Here is an 18094-nt window from a genome sequence, read left to right as displayed (position 1 = left end):
ATCGTCATTGGGAAGTTGAATACATAATGGAACCTGAGGGCGGAGCACTGCCGCTTTCTCGTGGGCAGTTGGATATCTGGCTTTCACAGGAAAGCGGTCTTGCCGGCACCGAGTGGCAACTCGGCCTTCTCGGGCGAATTGACGGTGCGGTGCAGCGCGACCTCCTCGAGCAGGCGATCCGGCAGGCGCTGCAAGAGGCGGAGCCGGCCCGAGCGGCGATCTTCGAGGTGGACGGGCGCGTCTTCCAGAAGGCGCTCGACTATTCCGACCTGGAATTGGTGTTCCACGACGTCCGAGACTGCGACGACCCGGTACAGAAGGTCCGGGAACTCGCGTCGGCGATTCAACACACGCCGCTGCCGCTGCATGGTCAGCTGGTGAAGTTCGCCCTGTTCAGGACCCAGCCGCAGGAGTACTTCCTGTTCGGGCTGGGACATCACATCTCGGTCGACGGCCTCGGCATGGCCCTGGTCAGCCGACGGATCGCCACCATCTATACGGCGCTGGTCTCTGGAGAGCCAGTGCCGCCGGCCTACTTCGGGTCCTTGCGGGATCTGGTGGACTGCGAAACCGAATATCAAGCGTCCCAGAGCTTTCAGGACGATCTCGCCTACTGGCGGGACCACCTTCCGTCCGAAGGCGGTGTCGACCAGGGTCTGCCGCGGGCGGAGCGCGGGCGCGACGCCTATGCGCCCTCTGCCTCGGTCGAGGTCGACCGGGCCGCCGTCGGGCACATCAAGGAACTGTCCAAGAGCCTGCGCGTCCGCCGGTACTCGGTCACCACGGCGGCATGCGCGCTGCTGGTGCGGGCGTGGACCGCCAACGCCTCAGAGGTGGCTCTCGACTTCCCGGTCAGCAGGCGTGTGACCCCGGAATCGAAGACCCTGCCCGCGATGCTCGCCGGGGTGGCGCCGTTGGTGCTGAAGGCCCCACCGGAATGGACGGTCGCAGAATTCTGCCAGCACGTCGATTCGCGCATCCGCGAGCTCCTGCAGCATCAGCGTTTTCCCGTGCACACCCTCAACGGTGCAAACGGATCCCGCCAGGCGTCCAACCGGGTGGCGATCAACTTCATCCCGTCCCGTCTCACGCTGGATCTGGCCGGCGCCCCGGTCACGGTGTCCTACACCAACCACGGGCCGATGGGGCATTTCGGCTTGTTCTTCATCGGGGCCAGTGACCAGCTCTTCCTGAGTACGGCCGGCACCGGGCGCCCGTTCGCCGACTTCGAAGTCTCCGATCTGGCCGACCGCATCCAACGGGTCCTGGTGGAAATGGCCGCCGATCCGCAGCGGCCGCTGTCCGCGCTGGACCTGCTGGCCGGTGCGGAGCGGGCCGAACTGGCCGAGATGGGCAATCAGGCTGTGCTCGCTCAACCCACGGCCGCTCCGGTATCGATACCGGAGCTGTTCGCCCAACAGGTGGCCGCCGTTCCCGACGCCGCGGCACTGACTTTCGAAGGCCGCTCGCTGACCTATCGCGAGCTCGACGAAGCGTCGAATCGGTTGGCGCATCTGCTGGTCGCCCAAGGAGCCCGGCCGGGTGAGCGGGTCGCCCTGTTCTCGAACCGTTCGGCCCGGGCGGTCGTCGGAATGCTGGCGATACTCAAAACCGGTGCCGCCTATCTGCCGATCGATCCGGCCGTACCCGCATCGCGGATGGAGTTCATCCTGGCCGATGCGGCACCGATCGCTGCCGTCACCACGGCGAAACTCCGGTCGCGGCTCGAGGGTTACCCGGGCGCCGTGATCGACGTCGACGAGCCGTCGCTCGAGGCTGCGCCGAGCACCCCGTTGTCGCTGGCCGTCCCGGCCGATATCGCATACGTCATCTACACGTCGGGAACCACCGGTACGCCGAAGGGCGTGGCGGTCACCCATCAGAATCTGACCGGGCTGATGGCGTCGCTGGACGCCGGCCTGCCGCGGCGAGGAGTCTGGCCGCTGTGCCACTCCCTGGGCTTCGACGCCTCCGTGTGGGAGATCGGCCATGCCCTGTTGCGGGGCGGCCGCCTGGTGGTGGTGCCCGAATCGGTCGCCGGCTCCCCAGAGGAGTTCCACCGCCTGCTGGTCGCCGAAGGGGTGACCGTCTTCACCCAGACTCCGTCCGCGGTGGCGATGCTGTCTCCGGACGATCTCGAATCCGCGGTGCTGGTGGTGGCAGGCGAGGCCTGCCCCACCGAGCTGGTGGACCGCTGGGCGGCCGCCGGCCGGGTGATGTTCGACGCCTACGGCCCGACCGAGACCACGATCTGCGCGGCGATGAGCGCGCCGCTGCAGGCCGGAGCCACCGGGCCCGTGGTGCCGATCGGCTCACCCGTGCCCGGCGCCGCCCTGTTCGTGCTGGATACCTGGATGCAGCCGGTGCCGGCCGGTGTGGTCGGCGAACTGTATGTGGCCGGCGACGGCGTGGCATGCGGATACATCGGCCGGCCTGACCTGACGGCCTCGCGGTTCGTGGCGTGCCCCTTCGGCGGCGTGGCCGGACAGCGGATGTACCGCACCGGCGACCTGGTGCGGTGGGGCGAAGACGGGCAGCTGCAGTATCTGGGCCGGGCCGATGAGCAGGTCAAGATCCGCGGCTACCGCATCGAGCTGGGCGAGGTGCGTTCCGCGCTGGCCCGCGTGGCGGGGGTTGAACACGCCGCGGTGATCGCCCGCGAGGACCGCGTCGGCGACAAACGGCTCGTCGGCTATGTCACCGGAGCCGTCGATCCGGTGGAAGCCCGGGCCCAGCTGGCGGATCAACTTCCGCCCTACATGGTCCCCGCAGCGGTGGTCGTGCTCGACGCGATGCCGCTGACCGCCAACAACAAACTCGACACCCGTGCGCTGCCCGCTCCCGAATACCAAAGCGGGAGAGCCGAATACCGGGCCCCGGGCAATGCGGTCGAGGAGATCCTGGCCGGGATCTACGCCCAGGTTCTGGGCCTGGACCGAGTCGGGGTGGACGATTCGTTCTTCGACCTCGGTGGCGACAGCATCCTGTCGATGCAGGTCGTGGCGCGGGCCCGGGCCGCCGGCGTGTGGTGCCGGCCGAGGGACATCTTCGTGGAGCAGACCATCGCCCGGTTGGGTGGCGTGGCCAAGCTGGCCGGAGGCCAGGCTGTCGTCGACGAGGGCACCGGTGCGGTGAACCCGACGCCGATCATGCAGTGGCTTCAGGACGTGCCGGGCCGCACCGACCAGTTCAACCAGACCCTGGTGATCCAGGCGCCCGCCGCGGTCACCCGGGTCGACGCCGAGACCGTGCTGCAGGCGCTGCTGGATCGGCACGCCGCCTTGCGGCTGCGCGCCGAGACCAGGGATATGACGGGGAGTGAGGACTGGTCGCTGACCGTGCCCGAGCAGGGCACGGTCACCGCCGGCGACTGCCTGTCTGTGGTCGGGGAGCTGTCGGAGGAGGCGGTGACAGCCGCCCGGTCACGGCTCGCCCCCGCCGACGGCGTGATGGTGCGCGCGGTGTGGGCCGAAGCCACCAATCAACTGGCCCTGATCGTCCACCATCTGGCGGTTGACGGCGTGTCCTGGCGAATCCTGTTGGAAGACCTGAACATCGCCTGGGCACAGCACAACAGTGGACAACCGGTGGCGCTGCCGTCCGGTGGTACATCGTTCGCCCGCTGGTCCGAGCTGCTGGCAGAGCGGGCGCGCGACAACGATGTCGTCCGGCACGCCGACACGTGGCGGGCCGTCGCGGCGACCCCGGCAGCGCTGCCGCCGGTACAGCCGGAGCTGGATACCTATGCCGACGCCGGCCGGCTGACGGTGGCCTTGGACGAAGCGACCACGCGGATGCTGTTGGGGGAGGTTCCGGCGGCATTCCACGCCGGCGTGCAGGACATCCTGCTGATCGCCTTCGGGCTGGCCTGGGCGGAGTTCTCCGGAGCCGGCACCGGCAGTGTGCCGATCGGTATCGACGTCGAAGGTCACGGGCGGGCCGAAGATCTGGCCCCCGATGTCGATCTGTCCCGCACCGTCGGCTGGTTCACCGCCAAGTACCCCGTGGCGCTGACCGTGGGCCAGGTGTCCTGGGCCCATGTGGTCGGCGGCGGCGCGGCACTCGGGCCGGTGATCAAGGGCGCCAAGGAACAACTGCGGGCGCTGCCCGACGGGCTCACCTACGGGCTCTTGCGTTACCTCAATCCGGATGTGGACCTGGGTGGTTCCGACCCGACTGTCGGATTCAACTACCTGGGACGGCTCGGCGCGGGGGCGGTGGAGCTGTCCGAGGACCTGTGGCGGATCAGCCAGGACAACTTGTCGATGACCGACGTGGCGTCGGCGATACCGATGGCGCTGGCCCACAGCGTCGAGCTCAATGCCGGCACCCTGGACAGCGCGACGGGCCCACAGCTGCAGGCCAATTGGATGTGGGCGCCCTCGGTGCTCAGCCGGGAGCAGGTCGACCGGCTCAGCCGGCTGTGGTTCGAGGCCCTGGCCGGCATCTGCGCTCACGTGCAGTCCGGCGGCGGTGGGCTGACCCCGTCGGACATCGCCCCGGTGCGGCTGACCCAGAAGCAGATCGACGAGCTGACCGATCGGTACCGGGTCGCAGATGTCCTTCCGCTGACCCCGTTGCAGAAGGGTCTGCTCTTCCAGTCCACGCTGGCCGACGACACCGGGAGCGTCGGCGACGACATCTACGCCGTGCAACTGGCCGTCACCGTCACCGGAGAGCTCGACCCGCAGCGGTTGCGCGACGCGGTGAACGCGGTCATCGTCCGTCATCCCAACCTGGCGGCCCGATTCCACGAGGAGTTCGGTGAGCCGGTACAGGTACTGGCGGCCGACCCGGTGATCGCGTGGCAGTACGTCGACCTGGCCGGCGCCCCGGCCGATGTGGCGGTCCGGCTCGAGCAGCTGTGCGCTGCCGAACGCGGTGCCGCGTGTGATCTGGCCGAGCAGCCGACCTTCCGCGCGGCACTGATCCGCACCGGCCACGGGCAGCACAAGCTGGTGCTCACGATCCACCACATCGTCATCGACGGCTGGTCGCTGCCGATCCTGCTGCAGGAGGTCTTCGCCGGGTACTTCGGTAACCGGCTGCCCGCACCCGCCTCGTACCGAAACTTCGTCAGCTGGTTGGCAGACCAGGATGACGCTGCCGCGAAGGTGGTGTGGCGCGATGCCCTGGCCGGGTTCGAGGCGCCCACCCTGGTCGGGCCGCCGACGCCGGCCGGGCCCCGGGCGACCGAGTCCTACCGGCTGCCCGCCGAGTCCAGCCTCGCGGTCACCGAGCTGGCCCGCTCGCAGCGCACCACGGTGAACACCGTGCTGCAGGCGGCTTGGGCGCAGGTGCTCATGGCACTGACCGGCCAGCGCGATGTGGTGTTCGGTACCGCGGTCTCGGGGCGGCCGGTGGATCTGCCCGGCGCGGAGGCCATGGTGGGCCTGCTGATCAACACCGTGCCGGTCCGGGCCAGCATCACCGCTACCAGCACGGTGGCCGATCTGCTCGATCAGCTGCAGCGGGTGCACAACGACACCGTGGAGCACGAGCATCTGGCACTCGCCGAGATCCATCGGGTGGCGGGTCACGACCGGCTGTTCGACACGCTGTTCGTCTACGAGAACTATCCGATCGACGCCGAGGCTCTCCTGGGTGCGCGGGAACTGGGGATCACCGATTTCACCAGCCGCGAGTACAACCACTACCCGCTGTCGGTGGTGGCGATGCCCGGCGACGAGCTCGGATTGCGGATCGAATTCGACAGTGGGGTGTTCGACGCGGACGACATCGCGGCTCTGGTCGACCGGATGCGCTACGTGCTGGAGATCATGGTCGCCGATCCGGCCCGCAGGCCGGCGTCGATCGATCTGCTCGACGCCGACGAGCACGCCCGGCTGGACGCCTGGGGCAACCGCACCGTCCTGACCCGGCCTGAGAGCGCGCCGACGTCCATACCGCAGCTGTTCGCCGATCAGGTGGCCCGGGACCCGGGCGCGGTGGCACTCAGCTACGACGACCGCTCGATGACCTACGGCGAGCTCGACGAGGCGTCGAACCGGTTGGCGCAGTGGCTGTCCGCCAAGGGCGCCCGGCCCGGACAGCGGGTCGCCATGCTGCTGCCCCGCGATGCCGATGCCGTCGTCGCCATCCTCGCGGTGGTGAAGACCGGCGCGGCCTACGTGCCGATCGACCCGGCGCATCCCGATGCCCGTATCGAGTTCGTCCTGGCCGATGCCGCACCGGTGGTGGCGCTGACCACTGCGCAGCTGCGTACCCGGTTGGAGTCGTCCGGCGTGCCGGTGCTCGAGATCGACGACCCCGCCTCCGGAACCGAACTGCCTGCGGCACTGGCTGATCCGGTGGTCGCGGCGGCACCCGACGACATCGCCTACATCATCTACACGTCGGGAACCACCGGTGCGCCGAAGGGCGTGGCGGTCACCCACCGCAACGTCACCGCGCTGCTCGAGGCGCTCGGCGGCGAACTGGCGGCCGGGCGGGTGTGGAGTCAGTGCCACTCCCTGGCCTTCGACTACTCGGTGTGGGAGATCTGGGGTCCGCTGCTGTCCGGTGGCCGCCTGCTGGTGGTCCCGGATGCCGTGGTTCGCTCGCCCGAAGACTTGCTTGCCCTGTTGGTCAGTGAGCGGGTCAACGTACTGAGCCAAACGCCGTCGGCGTTCTACGCGCTGCAGACCGCCGATGCGCTGGCGCCCGACCTGGGTCGCCGGCTCGAGCTGCAGACCGTGGTGTTCGGCGGAGAAGCGCTTGAGCCACAACGGCTTTCACCGTGGATGCGGAGCCACCCAGAGGCTCCGCGGCTGGTCAACATGTACGGCATCACCGAAACGACGGTGCATGCCTCGTACCGACAGATCGGCGCCGCAGACGTCGATGACAACTCGAGCCCCATCGGCGTACCGCTGCAACACCTGGCCTTCTTCGTGCTCGACGAGTGGATGCGCCAGGTCCCGGTGGGCGTCGTCGGCGAGTTGTATGTGGCCGGTGCCGGTTTGGCGGCGGGCTACGTGGGCCGGCCGGACCTGTCGTCGACGCGGTTCGTGGCCTGCCCCTTCGGAGCACCCGGACAGCGGATGTACCGCACCGGCGACCTGGTGCGGTGGGGTGCGGACGGGCAGCTGCGCTACGTCGGGCGCGCCGACAAGCAGGTGAAGATCCGCGGCTACCGGATCGAACTCGGTGAGGTTCAGGCCGCGCTGGCGGCACTGGACGGAGTAACGCAGGCGGCGGTGATCGCTCGCGAGGACCGTCCCGGCGACAAGCGTCTGGTCGGCTACATCACGGGCTCCGCGGATCCGGCGGCGGCGCGCAGCGCGCTGGCCGAACGTCTGCCGGCGTACATGGTTCCGACCGCGGTGGTGGCGCTGGATGCGTTGCCGCTCACCGTCAACGGCAAACTCGACACCCGCGCTCTGCCGTCACCGGAATATCAGGACGCCGAGGCGTACCGGGCACCGCACGACGCGGTCGAGCAGATCCTGACCGGGATCTACGCGCAGGTGCTCGGCGTCGAGCGGGTCGGTGTCGACGATTCGTTCTTCGACCTCGGCGGGGACAGCATCTCGTCGATGCAGGTGGTGGCCCGGGCACGGGCCGCGGGCCTGGTCTGCCGGCCGCGCGATGTGCTGGTCGAACAGACGGTGGCGCGGCTGGCCCGGGTGGTGGTGTCGGCCGACGGTCAGGACACCGTCCTCGACGAGGGCATCGGCCCGGTGGTGGCCACACCGATCATGCGCTGGCTCCGTGAAATCGACGGTCCGGTCGACGAATACAACCAGACCGTGGTGCTGCGGGCACCTGACGGGGCGACCGAATCCGACGTGGCGGTGCTGTTGCAGACCCTGCTGGACCGGCACGCCATGTTGCGGTTGCGCGCTGAGACCAACGCGGCCGGCGGCTGGTCCCTGGCCGTACCCGAGCGCGGCGCGGTGGATGCCGCCGCGTGTGTGCAGGTGGTCGACGAACTGTCCGACGAGGTCCTGCGCACGGCGCGGTCACGGCTGAACCCCGGGGCAGGCACGGTGCTGACGGCGCTGTGGGTGCCCGGCACCGCAACCCTGGCGCTGATGATCCATCACCTGGCCGTCGACGCGGTGTCCTGGCGAATCCTGTTGGAAGACTTGAATATCGCCTGGGCTCAGCATCGCGCCGGCCAGGAAGTGGAATTGCCGGCGCCGAGGACGTCGTTCGCCCGTTGGTCCGCGGTGCTCGACGAGCACGCCCACAGCCCGGCCGTGGTGGGGCTGGCCGGGGCCTGGCGTGAGGTAGCGGCGATCCCGGCGGCTTTGCCCCCGGTGCAACCGGCGGTCGACACCTATGCCGGCGCCGGGCAGCTGTCCGTGGAGCTCGACGCCGACACCACCCGACAGTTGCTCGGTGACGTGCCCGCGGCGTTTCACGCCGGAGTGCAGGACATTCTGTTGATCGCCTTCGGCCTGGCCGCCGCGGAATTCCTGGGCGCCGAACGCACGCCGATCACCATCGATGTCGAGGGCCACGGCCGCGCCGAGGAGCTCACCGCCGACATCGACCTGTCGCGCACCGTCGGCTGGTTCACCAGCAAGTACCCGGTAGCGCTCAGCCCGGGCGAACTGCCCTGGGAACAGGTGACTTCGGGTGCGGTGGCACTGGGCGGTGTCATCAAGGCCGCCAAGGAACAGCTCCGGGGTCTACCCGACGGACTGACCTACGGACTGCTGCGGTACCTGAATTCCGATGTGGCCCTGGACGGGCCGGATCCGGCCTTCAGCTTCAACTACCTCGGTCGGCTCGGCGCCGGGGCCGGGGAGCTGTCCGACGAACTGTGGCGAATCGATCAACAGGCGGTGTCGATCACCGCGTCGGCCACGGCGGTGGATACCCCGCTGGGACACGCCATGGAGCTCAACGCCGGCGTGCTGGACTCCGGCACGGGTGCCGGCCCGAGCCTGCACGCCACGTGGACCTGGGCCCCCTCAGTCCTCGACGAGGAGCAGGTCGCCCGGTTCAGCCGGCTCTGGTTCGACGCGCTGGCCGGAATCTGTGCTCACGTGCGGGACGGGGGAGGCGGGCTGACCCCGTCGGACATCGCCCCCGCGCAGCTGACCCAGCCCCAGATCGATGAGCTGCAAGCCGAATACGCGATCGCCGATGTGTTGCCGCTGACACCGCTGCAGCAGGGCCTGCTGTTCCACACCGAAGCAGGGCAGGGCGGCGACGACCTTTATGCGGTGCAGCTCGACATCACCGTCGCCGGTGCGCTGGATCCGGATCGGCTGCGCGATGCCGTTCAGGGCGTGATCACCCGGCGGCCGAACGTGGTGGCGCGCTTCTACGAGGACTTCGGTGTGCCGGTGCAGATCCTGCCGGCCGATCCGGAGCTCGCCTGGCAGTACCTGGATCTCACCGGCGATGCGGATGGCGATGTGGAACAGCGGGTTCAGCGGATCTGCACCGCCGAGCGGGGCCGGGTCAGCGGCCTGGGCGATGAGCCCCCGTTCCGGGCCGCACTGATCCGCACTGCTGAGGATCAGCACCGATTCGTGCTCACCAACCACCACATCGTGCTCGACGGGTGGTCGAAGCCGATCCTGCTGCAGGAGATCTTCGCCGGCTACCTCGGCGCGCGGCTGCCGGCCCCGGTTCCGTACCGGCGATTCGTCACGTGGCTGGCCGAGCAGGACATCAGTGCCGCACAGACCGCGTGGCGCAAGGTTTTTGACGGGTTCGAAAACCCCACGCTGGTCGGCAACCCGGGGCAGGCGGCCCTCGGCCCGCGCGGTGTCGAATCGTTCCAGCTGTCGGCCGAGACCACGCAGGCCCTCGGCGATCTGGCCCGCACGTGCCACACAACCGTCAGCACAGTGCTGCAAGCGGCGTGGGCGCAGCTGCTCATGTGGCTGACCGGCCAGCGTGACGTCGCGTTCGGCACCGCGGTCTCCGGCCGGCCGGCCGATGTGGCCGGCGCCGAATCGATGGTCGGGTTGCTGATCAACACGGTGCCGGTGCGGGCCAGCATCACCCCGGCCACCACCGTGGCGAGCCTGCTGGCCGAGCTGCAGGGTGCCTACAACGACACATTGGACCATCAACACCTGGCGCTGAACGAGATCCATCGCGTGACCGGCCACGACCAGTTGTTCGACACCGTGTTCGTCTACGAGAACTATCCGATCGACACCGCCGCGCTCTCGGGTGTGGACGGGCTGACGATCACCGGATTCACCAATCGCGAGTACAACCATTACCCGCTTTCGGTGCAGGCGGTTCCGGGCCATGAACTAGGCCTACGCGTCGAATTTGATTCTGATGTCTTCGATTCAGCCCGAATCGGGCGATTGGTCGAGCGGTTCCGGCGGGTACTAGACGCCATGACCGCCGACCGGAGGGAGCACTCATGAGCATCGATGCCAGCCGGACGCTGTTGTCCTTCGACCTTCTCGACGACGATGAGCACGACCGGCTCGATGACTGGGGTAACCGGTCGGTGCTGAGCCGACCGGCATCCGACCCGGTCACGATCCCCGTGCTGTTCAGCGCGCAGGTGGATCGTGCCCCGGAGTCGGTGGCGCTGGTCTGCGGCGACCGATCGTGGAGCTATCGCGAGCTCGATGAGCAGTCGAATCGGCTGGCTCACCTGCTGGCCGGTCATGGTGCCGGGCCGGGGGAAACCGTCGCACTGCTGATTTCCCGCTCGGCCGAGGCGATCGTGTCGATCCTGGCGGTGCTCAAGACCGGGGCCGCCTACCTGCCGATCGACCCCGCGCATCCCGACGACCGGATCGCGTTCATGCTCACCGATGCGGAGCCCGTCGTTGCCGTCAGCACCGCGGAGCTGCGTGACCGGCTGGACCGTGGCGACGTGCCGGTGATCGGTGTCGACGATCCCGCCGTCGAGAGTCAGCCGGGCAGTGCGCTGCCGGGCCCGCAACCGGATGACCTGGCCTACATGACCTACACGTCGGGCACCACCGGCGTACCGAAAGCGGTTGCGGTGACTCACCGCAACGTGACTTCGCTGGTGGAACACCTGCATGCCGATCTGCCCGCTGAGCCGGGTCAGGCTTGGTCGCAATGGCATTCGCTGGTTTTCGACGTCTCGGTGTGGGAGATCTGGGGCGCACTGCTGCACGGCGGACGACTGGTGATCGTGCCGGAAGCCGCCGCCAGTTCGCCCGATGACCTGCACAGTCTGCTGCTCACCGAAAAGGTGGGCGTGCTGTGCCTTACCCCCTCGGCGGCGGGCATGCTCTCACCGGAGCGGCTGGAATCGACCACCCTGGTGGTGGCGGGCGAGGCCTGCCCGACCGAGCTGGTGGACCGGTGGGCCCCGGGCCGGGTGATGATCAACGCCTACGGCCCGACAGAAGCCACCGTCTATGCGGCGATGAGTGCGCCGTTGTCGAGGTCGGAGGCGGCCGGCGCCGTCGTGCCGATCGGCTCCCCGGTCCCCGGCGCGGCGTTGTTCGTGCTCGACCAGTGGCTCCGGCCGACGGCCGAAGGTGTCGTCGGTGAGCTGTATGTGGCCGGTGCCGGGGTGGCGGTCGGATATGCGCGCCGGCCGGGTCTCACCGCCTCGCGTTTCGTGGCCTGCCCGTTCGGCGGAGCGGATGCACCCGGAAAAGTCATGTACCGCACCGGCGATCTGGTCAGGTGGGGTGACGACGGCCAGCTGCAATATCTCGGCCGTGCCGACGAGCAGGTCAAGATCCGTGGCTACCGCATCGAATTGGGTGAGGTGCAGGCCGCCCTCGCCGCGCTGGACGGGGTGACCCAGGCCGTGGTGATCGCCCGCGAGGACCGGCCGGGAGACAAACGACTGGTCGGTTACGTCACCGGGACGGCCGATCCGGCCCAGATGCGTTCGGCACTGGCCAAGCGGTTGCCGGCCTACATGGTGCCCGCCGCGGTGGTGGTGGTGGACGCATTCCCGCTGACGGTCAACGGCAAGCTCGACAAGCGCGCCCTCCCGGCACCCGAATATCGCAGTGCCGGGGCCGGTTACCGAGCGCCGAGCAACCCCGTCGAGGAGATCCTCGCCGACATTTTCGCCCAGGTGCTGGGCGTGGACCGGGTCGGTGTCGACGACTCGTTCCTCGATCTGGGCGGTGACAGCATCCTGTCGATGCAGGTGGTGGCCCGCGCTCGGGCGGCCGGTGTGCGGTGCCGGCCCCGCGACATCTTCGTCGAGCAGACCGTGGCCGGGGTCGCCCAGGTCGCGGTGTTCGCCGATCCCGAGCACGCGGTCATCGACGAGGGCATCGGTCCGGTTTCGGCGACACCGATCATGCGCTGGCTGCGCGACGTCCAGGGCCCCATCGACCAGTTCAACCAGACGGTCGTGCTGCGCGCGCCGGACGGGGTGGGCGAGGCCGACGCCGTGGTCATCGTGCAAGAGCTGCTCGACCGGCACCCCACGCTGAGAATGCTCGCCGAGACCGACGCCGACGGTGAGTGGTCGTTGCGTGTGCCCGACAAGGGCGCGGTCGACGCGCGCGACTGCATGTCCGTTGTCGAGGAATTGTCCGACGACGCGTTGGTAGCGGCGTTGACGCAGCTGGACCCGGCCGCCGGCTCGGTGCTGCGAGCCTTGTGGGTGCCCGCCAGCGGCCAGCTGGTCCTGATGATCCATCACCTGGCCGTCGACGGGGTGTCCTGGCGAATCTTGCTGGAAGACTTGAATATCGCCTGGGCACAGCACCATAGTGGGCAGCCGGTGCAGTTGCCGCGGGGCGGCACCTCGTTCGCCCGTTGGTCACACCTTTTGACCGAGCATGCCGGCGACGCCAACGTCGTCCGGCACGCCGACGCGTGGCGCAAGGTGCTTGAGGTGCCCGCGTCCCTGCCGCCGGTGCAGCCGCACGTGGACACCTACGCCAATGCCGGCCAGCTGGCGGTGGACCTGGATGTCGAGACCACCCGAGCGCTGCTCGGACCGGTTCCCGCGGCGTTTCATGCCGGCGTGCAGGACATTCTGCTGATCGCCTTCGGCCTGGCGTGGGCCGAATACCTCGGCACCGGCAGTCTGCCGATCAGTTTCGACGTCGAGGGCCACGGGCGAAGTGAGGATATCGGGGGAGCCGCCCTGGACTCCGATGTCGACCTCTCGCGGACCGTGGGCTGGTTCACCACCAAGTACCCGGTGGCCCTGGCAACCCCGGAACTGCCGTGGGCTCAGGTCATTTCGGGCGATGCCGAGCTGGGCGCGATCATCAAGGAGGCCAAGGAGCAGCTGCGCGCACTGCCCGACGACCTCACCTACGGCATGCTCCGCTATCTCAACCCCGACGTGGAACTCGAGGGTGCGGACCCGACGATCGGCTTCAACTACCTCGGCCGGATCGCCGGCGGGATGGCCGATCTCGGCGAGGACCTGTGGCGCATCGATCAGGACGCGTTGTCGAGCACCGGCGTGGCGTCCGAGGTCCCGATGCCGTTGATGCACACCGTGGAACTCAATGCGGGCACCGTGGATACCGACGCCGGCCCGTCTTTGCAGGCCGCATGGACATGGGCCCCTTCGGTCGTCGGCCGGGATCAGGTCGACCGGCTCAGCCGGTTGTGGTTCCAGGCGTTGAAGGGCATCTGCGCTCACGTAAGCTCCGGCGGCGGCGGGCTGACGCCGTCCGATGTTCTTCCGGCGCGACTCACCCAGCGCCAGATCGACGAGCTGGAGCTGGAATACGCGGTCGCCGACGTGCTGCCCCTGACCCCTGTGCAGCAGGGGCTGCTGTTCCATTCCACGTTCGCGCGTGGCCGCGGCGCGCACGACGACGTCTATGCGGTCCAGCTCGACATCACCATCGCCGGTGTCGTCGACCAGCATCGGCTGCGCGATGCGGTGCACACCGTGGTCGACCGGCATCCGAATCTGGCCGCCCGGTTCTGCGGGCAGTTCGGCGAGCCCGTGCAGGCCATCCCCGCCGATCCCGTGATGGCGTGGCGGTACCTGGATCTGCGCGGGGACGACCGGATCTCCGACGACGAGGTCCGTGCGCTCTGTGACGCGGAGCGGGCAGCGGTCTGCGACCTCGGTGAGCGGCCGACGTTCCGGGCCGCCCTGATCCGCACCGCGGGCGACGGCCACCGGCTGGTCCTGACCTTCCACCACATCGTGATCGACGGCTGGTCGCTGCCGATCCTGTTGCGGGAGATCTTCGCGAGTTACTTCGGGCAGCGGCTGCCGGCACCGGCGTCGTACCGCAACTTCGTCTCGTGGCTGGCCGATCAGGATCGTGACGCCGCACGGGAAGCCTGGCGAAACGTGTTGGACGGCTTCCAGACTCCCACGCTGGTCGCGCCGCCGGTCGAGCCCGGTCCCCGAGGGATCCAGACCTATCGGGTGCCGGCGGAGACCACCCGCGCGCTCAGTGAGCTCGCACGGACGCAGCGGACCACGGTCGCCACGGTGCTGCAGGCCGGGTGGGCGCAATTGCTGATGTGGCTGACCGGCCAGCACGACGTCACCTTCGGTACCGCGGTGTCGGGTCGGCCCGCGGACCTGCCCGGCGCGGATTCCATGGTGGGCCTGTTGATCAACACCGTGCCGGTACGAGCCCGCACCACCGCGACGACGACGGTGGCCGAGCTGCTGGATCAGTTGCAGCGTGCTCACAACGACACCCTCGAGCACGAACACCTGGCGCTCACCGAGATTCACCATCTGGCCGGGCACGAGCAACTGTTCGACACGCTGTTCCTGTACGAGAGCTACCCCATCGACACCAGTGCGTTCCTGGGTGTGCAGGAGCTGGCCGTCACCGAGTTCAACAACCGTGAGTACAACCATTACCCGCTGTCGGTGATGGCGCTGCCCGGACACGAGTTGGGGCTGCGCCTCGAATTCGACAGCGACGTGTTCGACAGCGGCCAGATCGATGCACTGGTCGAACGGTTCCAGCGACTGCTGGTGGACATGACCGTCGATCCGGAGCGCCGGGTCTCGGCGATGGATGTGCTCGAAAGCTCCGAGCACGACCGGCTCGACGCGTGGAGCCACCGCGAGATTCTCACCCGACCGGTGGCCGCGCCCATCTCGATTCCGGAGATGTTCAGCCGGCAGGTGGAGCGCGATCCCGGCGCGCCCGCGCTCACTTTCGGTGACCACTCGCTGACCTACGACGAGCTCGACGAGGAGGCCCGCCGACTGGCAAACCTGTTGGCGCTCATGGGCGCCGGCCCGGGTCAGATCGTGGCGCTGCTGGCGCCGCGGTCAGACCAGGCGATCGTGGCCATCCTGGCAGTGCTGAAGACCGGGGCGGCCTACCTGCCGATCGATCCGGCGGTGCCTGCCGCGCGCCTGGAGTTCATGCTGGCCGACGCCGCACCGATCATCGCGATCACGACGGCCGAGTTGCGATCCCGGCTGGATGGGGCGGATGTGCAGATCGTCGAGGTCGACGATCCCGCCGTGGAATCCGCAGGCCTGATCTACCCGACAGCCGACCTGCTGCCGCCCGCTGCCGACGACATCGCCTACCTGATCTACACCTCGGGCACCACCGGTACCCCGAAGGGCGTGGCCGTCACCCACGGCAACGTGACCCAGGTGCTGGAGCGGCTGCATCCCGATCTCCCGGCGGGCCCGGGACAGGTGTGGTCGCAATGGCATTCGCTGGTCTTCGACGTCTCGGTGTGGGAGATCTGGGGGGCCTTGCTGCACGGGTCGCAGCTGGTGATCGTGCCCGAGGCGGTGGCCGGCTCACCGGATGACCTGCACGATCTGCTGGTCGCCGAAGGGGTCACCGTGCTGTATCAGACGCCGTCGGCGGTCGGCATGCTGTCACCGGAAGGTCTGGAGCACACCACCCTGGTGGTGGCCGGTGAAGCCTGCCCCAGCGAGGTGGTGGACCGCTGGGCTCCGGGCCGGGTGATGATCAACGCTTACGGCCCGACCGAGGCCACGATCTACGGCGCGATGAGCGCACCGCTGACCCCGGGTGCCGCCGGTGGTGCCGTTCCCATCGGGTCGCCCGTCCCCTCGGGCGCCACATTCGTGCTCGATGAGTGGCTGCGTCCGGTCTCCGCCGGCGTCGTCGGCGAGCTGTACCTCGCCGGGCGCGGCGTCGGTGTCGGCTACCTCAACCGATCGGGGCTGACCGCCTCGCGGTTCGTGGCCTGCCCGTTCGGCGGGCAGGACGCACCCGGAAAAGTCATGTACCGCACCGGTGATCTGGTCAAGTGGGATGACGAGGGCCAGCTGCACTACCTGGGCCGCGCCGACGAGCAGGTGAAGATCCGCGGCTATCGCATCGAGCTGGGCGAGATCCAAGCCGCCCTGGCCGAATTGGACGGGGTGACCCAGGCCGCGGTCGTCGCGCGCGAGGACCGTCCCGGCGACAAGCGCCTGGTCGGCTACATCACCGGCAACGCCGATCCGACCCAGTTGCGCAAGGAACTCGGCGAGCGGCTGCCCGCCTACATGGTGCCCGCCGCGATCGTCGTCCTGGACGTGTTGCCGCTGACCGTCAACGGAAAGCTCGATCGTCGCGCCCTGCCGGCACCCGGGTACCGCGACGGCGCCCGGTACCGGGCCCCGGGCACCCCGACCGAGCAGACGCTGGCCGGTATCTACGCCCATGTGCTGGGTTTGGAGCGGGTCGGTATCGACGATTCGTTCTTCGATCTCGGTGGCGATTCGATCTCGGCGATGCGGGCGATCGCCGCGATCAACACCGCGTTCGATGCCGAGCTCGCGGTGCGCACGCTGTTCGAGAAACCGTCCGTGGCCGCCTTGAGCCTGCAGTTGACCAGCGAGACCGGAACCGACGTGGCAGCCGCACCTACGGGGGTCAGCTTCACCTCGGTGCACGGCACCGAGGCCGGTGAGGTGTATGCGCGAGACCTGACCCTGGACAAGTTCATCGACGGAACCACGCTGCGCACCGCGCGAGCCCTGCCGCGGCCGAACGGGCAGGTACAGACCGTGCTGCTGACCGGGGCCACCGGATTCCTCGGGCGGTATCTGTTGCTGGACTGGCTGAAACGACTGCGCCGTGTCGATGACACCGTGATCTGCCTGGTGCGGGCCGACTCCGACGAAGAGGCGTACCGGCGTCTGGAAGCCACGTTCGACACCGACCCGGTCCTGCTCCGGCACTTCCGGGAACTGGCGGCCGAACGGCTCGAGGTCATCGCCGGCGACAAGGGCGAACCCAACCTCGGGCTGGACGAGGAACGCTGGCGGCAGCTGGCCGAGCGGGTCGACCTGATCGTCGACTCGGCGGCGTTCGTCAACAGCGTGCTGCCCTACCGAGAGTTGTTCGGGCCCAACGTCGTCGGGACCGCCGAGTTGATCCGCTTCGCCTTGACCACCAAGCTCAAGCCGTACAACTTCGTCTCGACCTCCGATGTGGGCCGCCAGATCGAGCCGTCGAAGTTCACCGAGGACGCCGACATCCGGGTGGCCAGCCCGGTCCGCACCGTCGATGCCGGCTACGCCAACGGGTACGGCAACAGCAAATGGGCCGGGGAGGTGCTGCTGCGTGAGGCGCACGATCTCTGCGACCTGCCCGTCGCGGTGTTCCGCTCCGGCATGATCATGGCCGACCCGGCTTATGCCGGACAGTTGAACCTCACCGACACGGTCAGCCGGATGGTGCTGAGCATCGTGGCCACCGGCGTTGCGCCGGAGTCGTTCTACCGGCTCGGCGATGACGGCCGACGGCTGCGTGCGCACTTCGACGGACTGCCCGTCGACTTCGTGGCGGAGGCGATCACCACGTTGGGCTGGGAGGTAGCCCGTTCGGCCTCAGCGGGTTTCGAGACGTACCACGTGATGAACCCGCATGACGACGGGATCGGCATCGACACCTACATCGACTGGTTGATCGAGGCCGGTTATCCGATCCAACGCGTCAGCGATTTCGGAGAATGGTTGCAGCGGTTCGAAGCGGGCCTGAAGGCGCTGCCGGAACGGCAGCGGCAGGGCTCGGTCCTGCAGATGCTGACCTTGCTGCAACAGCAAGGCGGTGAGCTCGAGGCGCCTGAGCCGACGCAAGGCTCCTACGCGCCTGCCGACCGCTTCCGCGCCGCGGTTCGCCGGGCGAAAGTCGGTGCCGCCAACGATATTCCGCGAGTCACGCCGGAGGTCATCCTGAAATATGTGACCGATCTGCAGTCGCTCGGAATGCTCTAGGGCAGCGCT

General features: G+C 68.6%; 2 protein-coding genes. Both read left to right on the top strand.

The annotated features are described in order from the left end of the window. Positions 1 to 26 precede the first annotated feature (26 nt). Complete coding sequence (locus K6L26_RS00975; protein ID WP_221852445.1) at positions 27 to 10349, top strand: non-ribosomal peptide synthetase; 10323 nt, start codon at positions 27 to 29, stop codon at positions 10347 to 10349. Continuing rightward, complete coding sequence (locus K6L26_RS00970) at positions 10346 to 18085, top strand: non-ribosomal peptide synthetase (RefSeq protein ID WP_065063422.1); 7740 nt, start codon at positions 10346 to 10348, stop codon at positions 18083 to 18085. Before K6L26_RS00975 ends, K6L26_RS00970 begins: the two co-directional genes overlap by 4 nt. The last annotated feature ends 9 nt before the right edge of the window (positions 18086 to 18094 follow it).

Origin of the sequence: Mycobacterium farcinogenes, from assembly GCF_019739075.1 — a bacterium.
GTDB lineage: Bacteria > Actinomycetota > Actinomycetes > Mycobacteriales > Mycobacteriaceae > Mycobacterium > Mycobacterium senegalense.
This window is presented reverse-complemented; position numbering and strand designations above follow the sequence as displayed.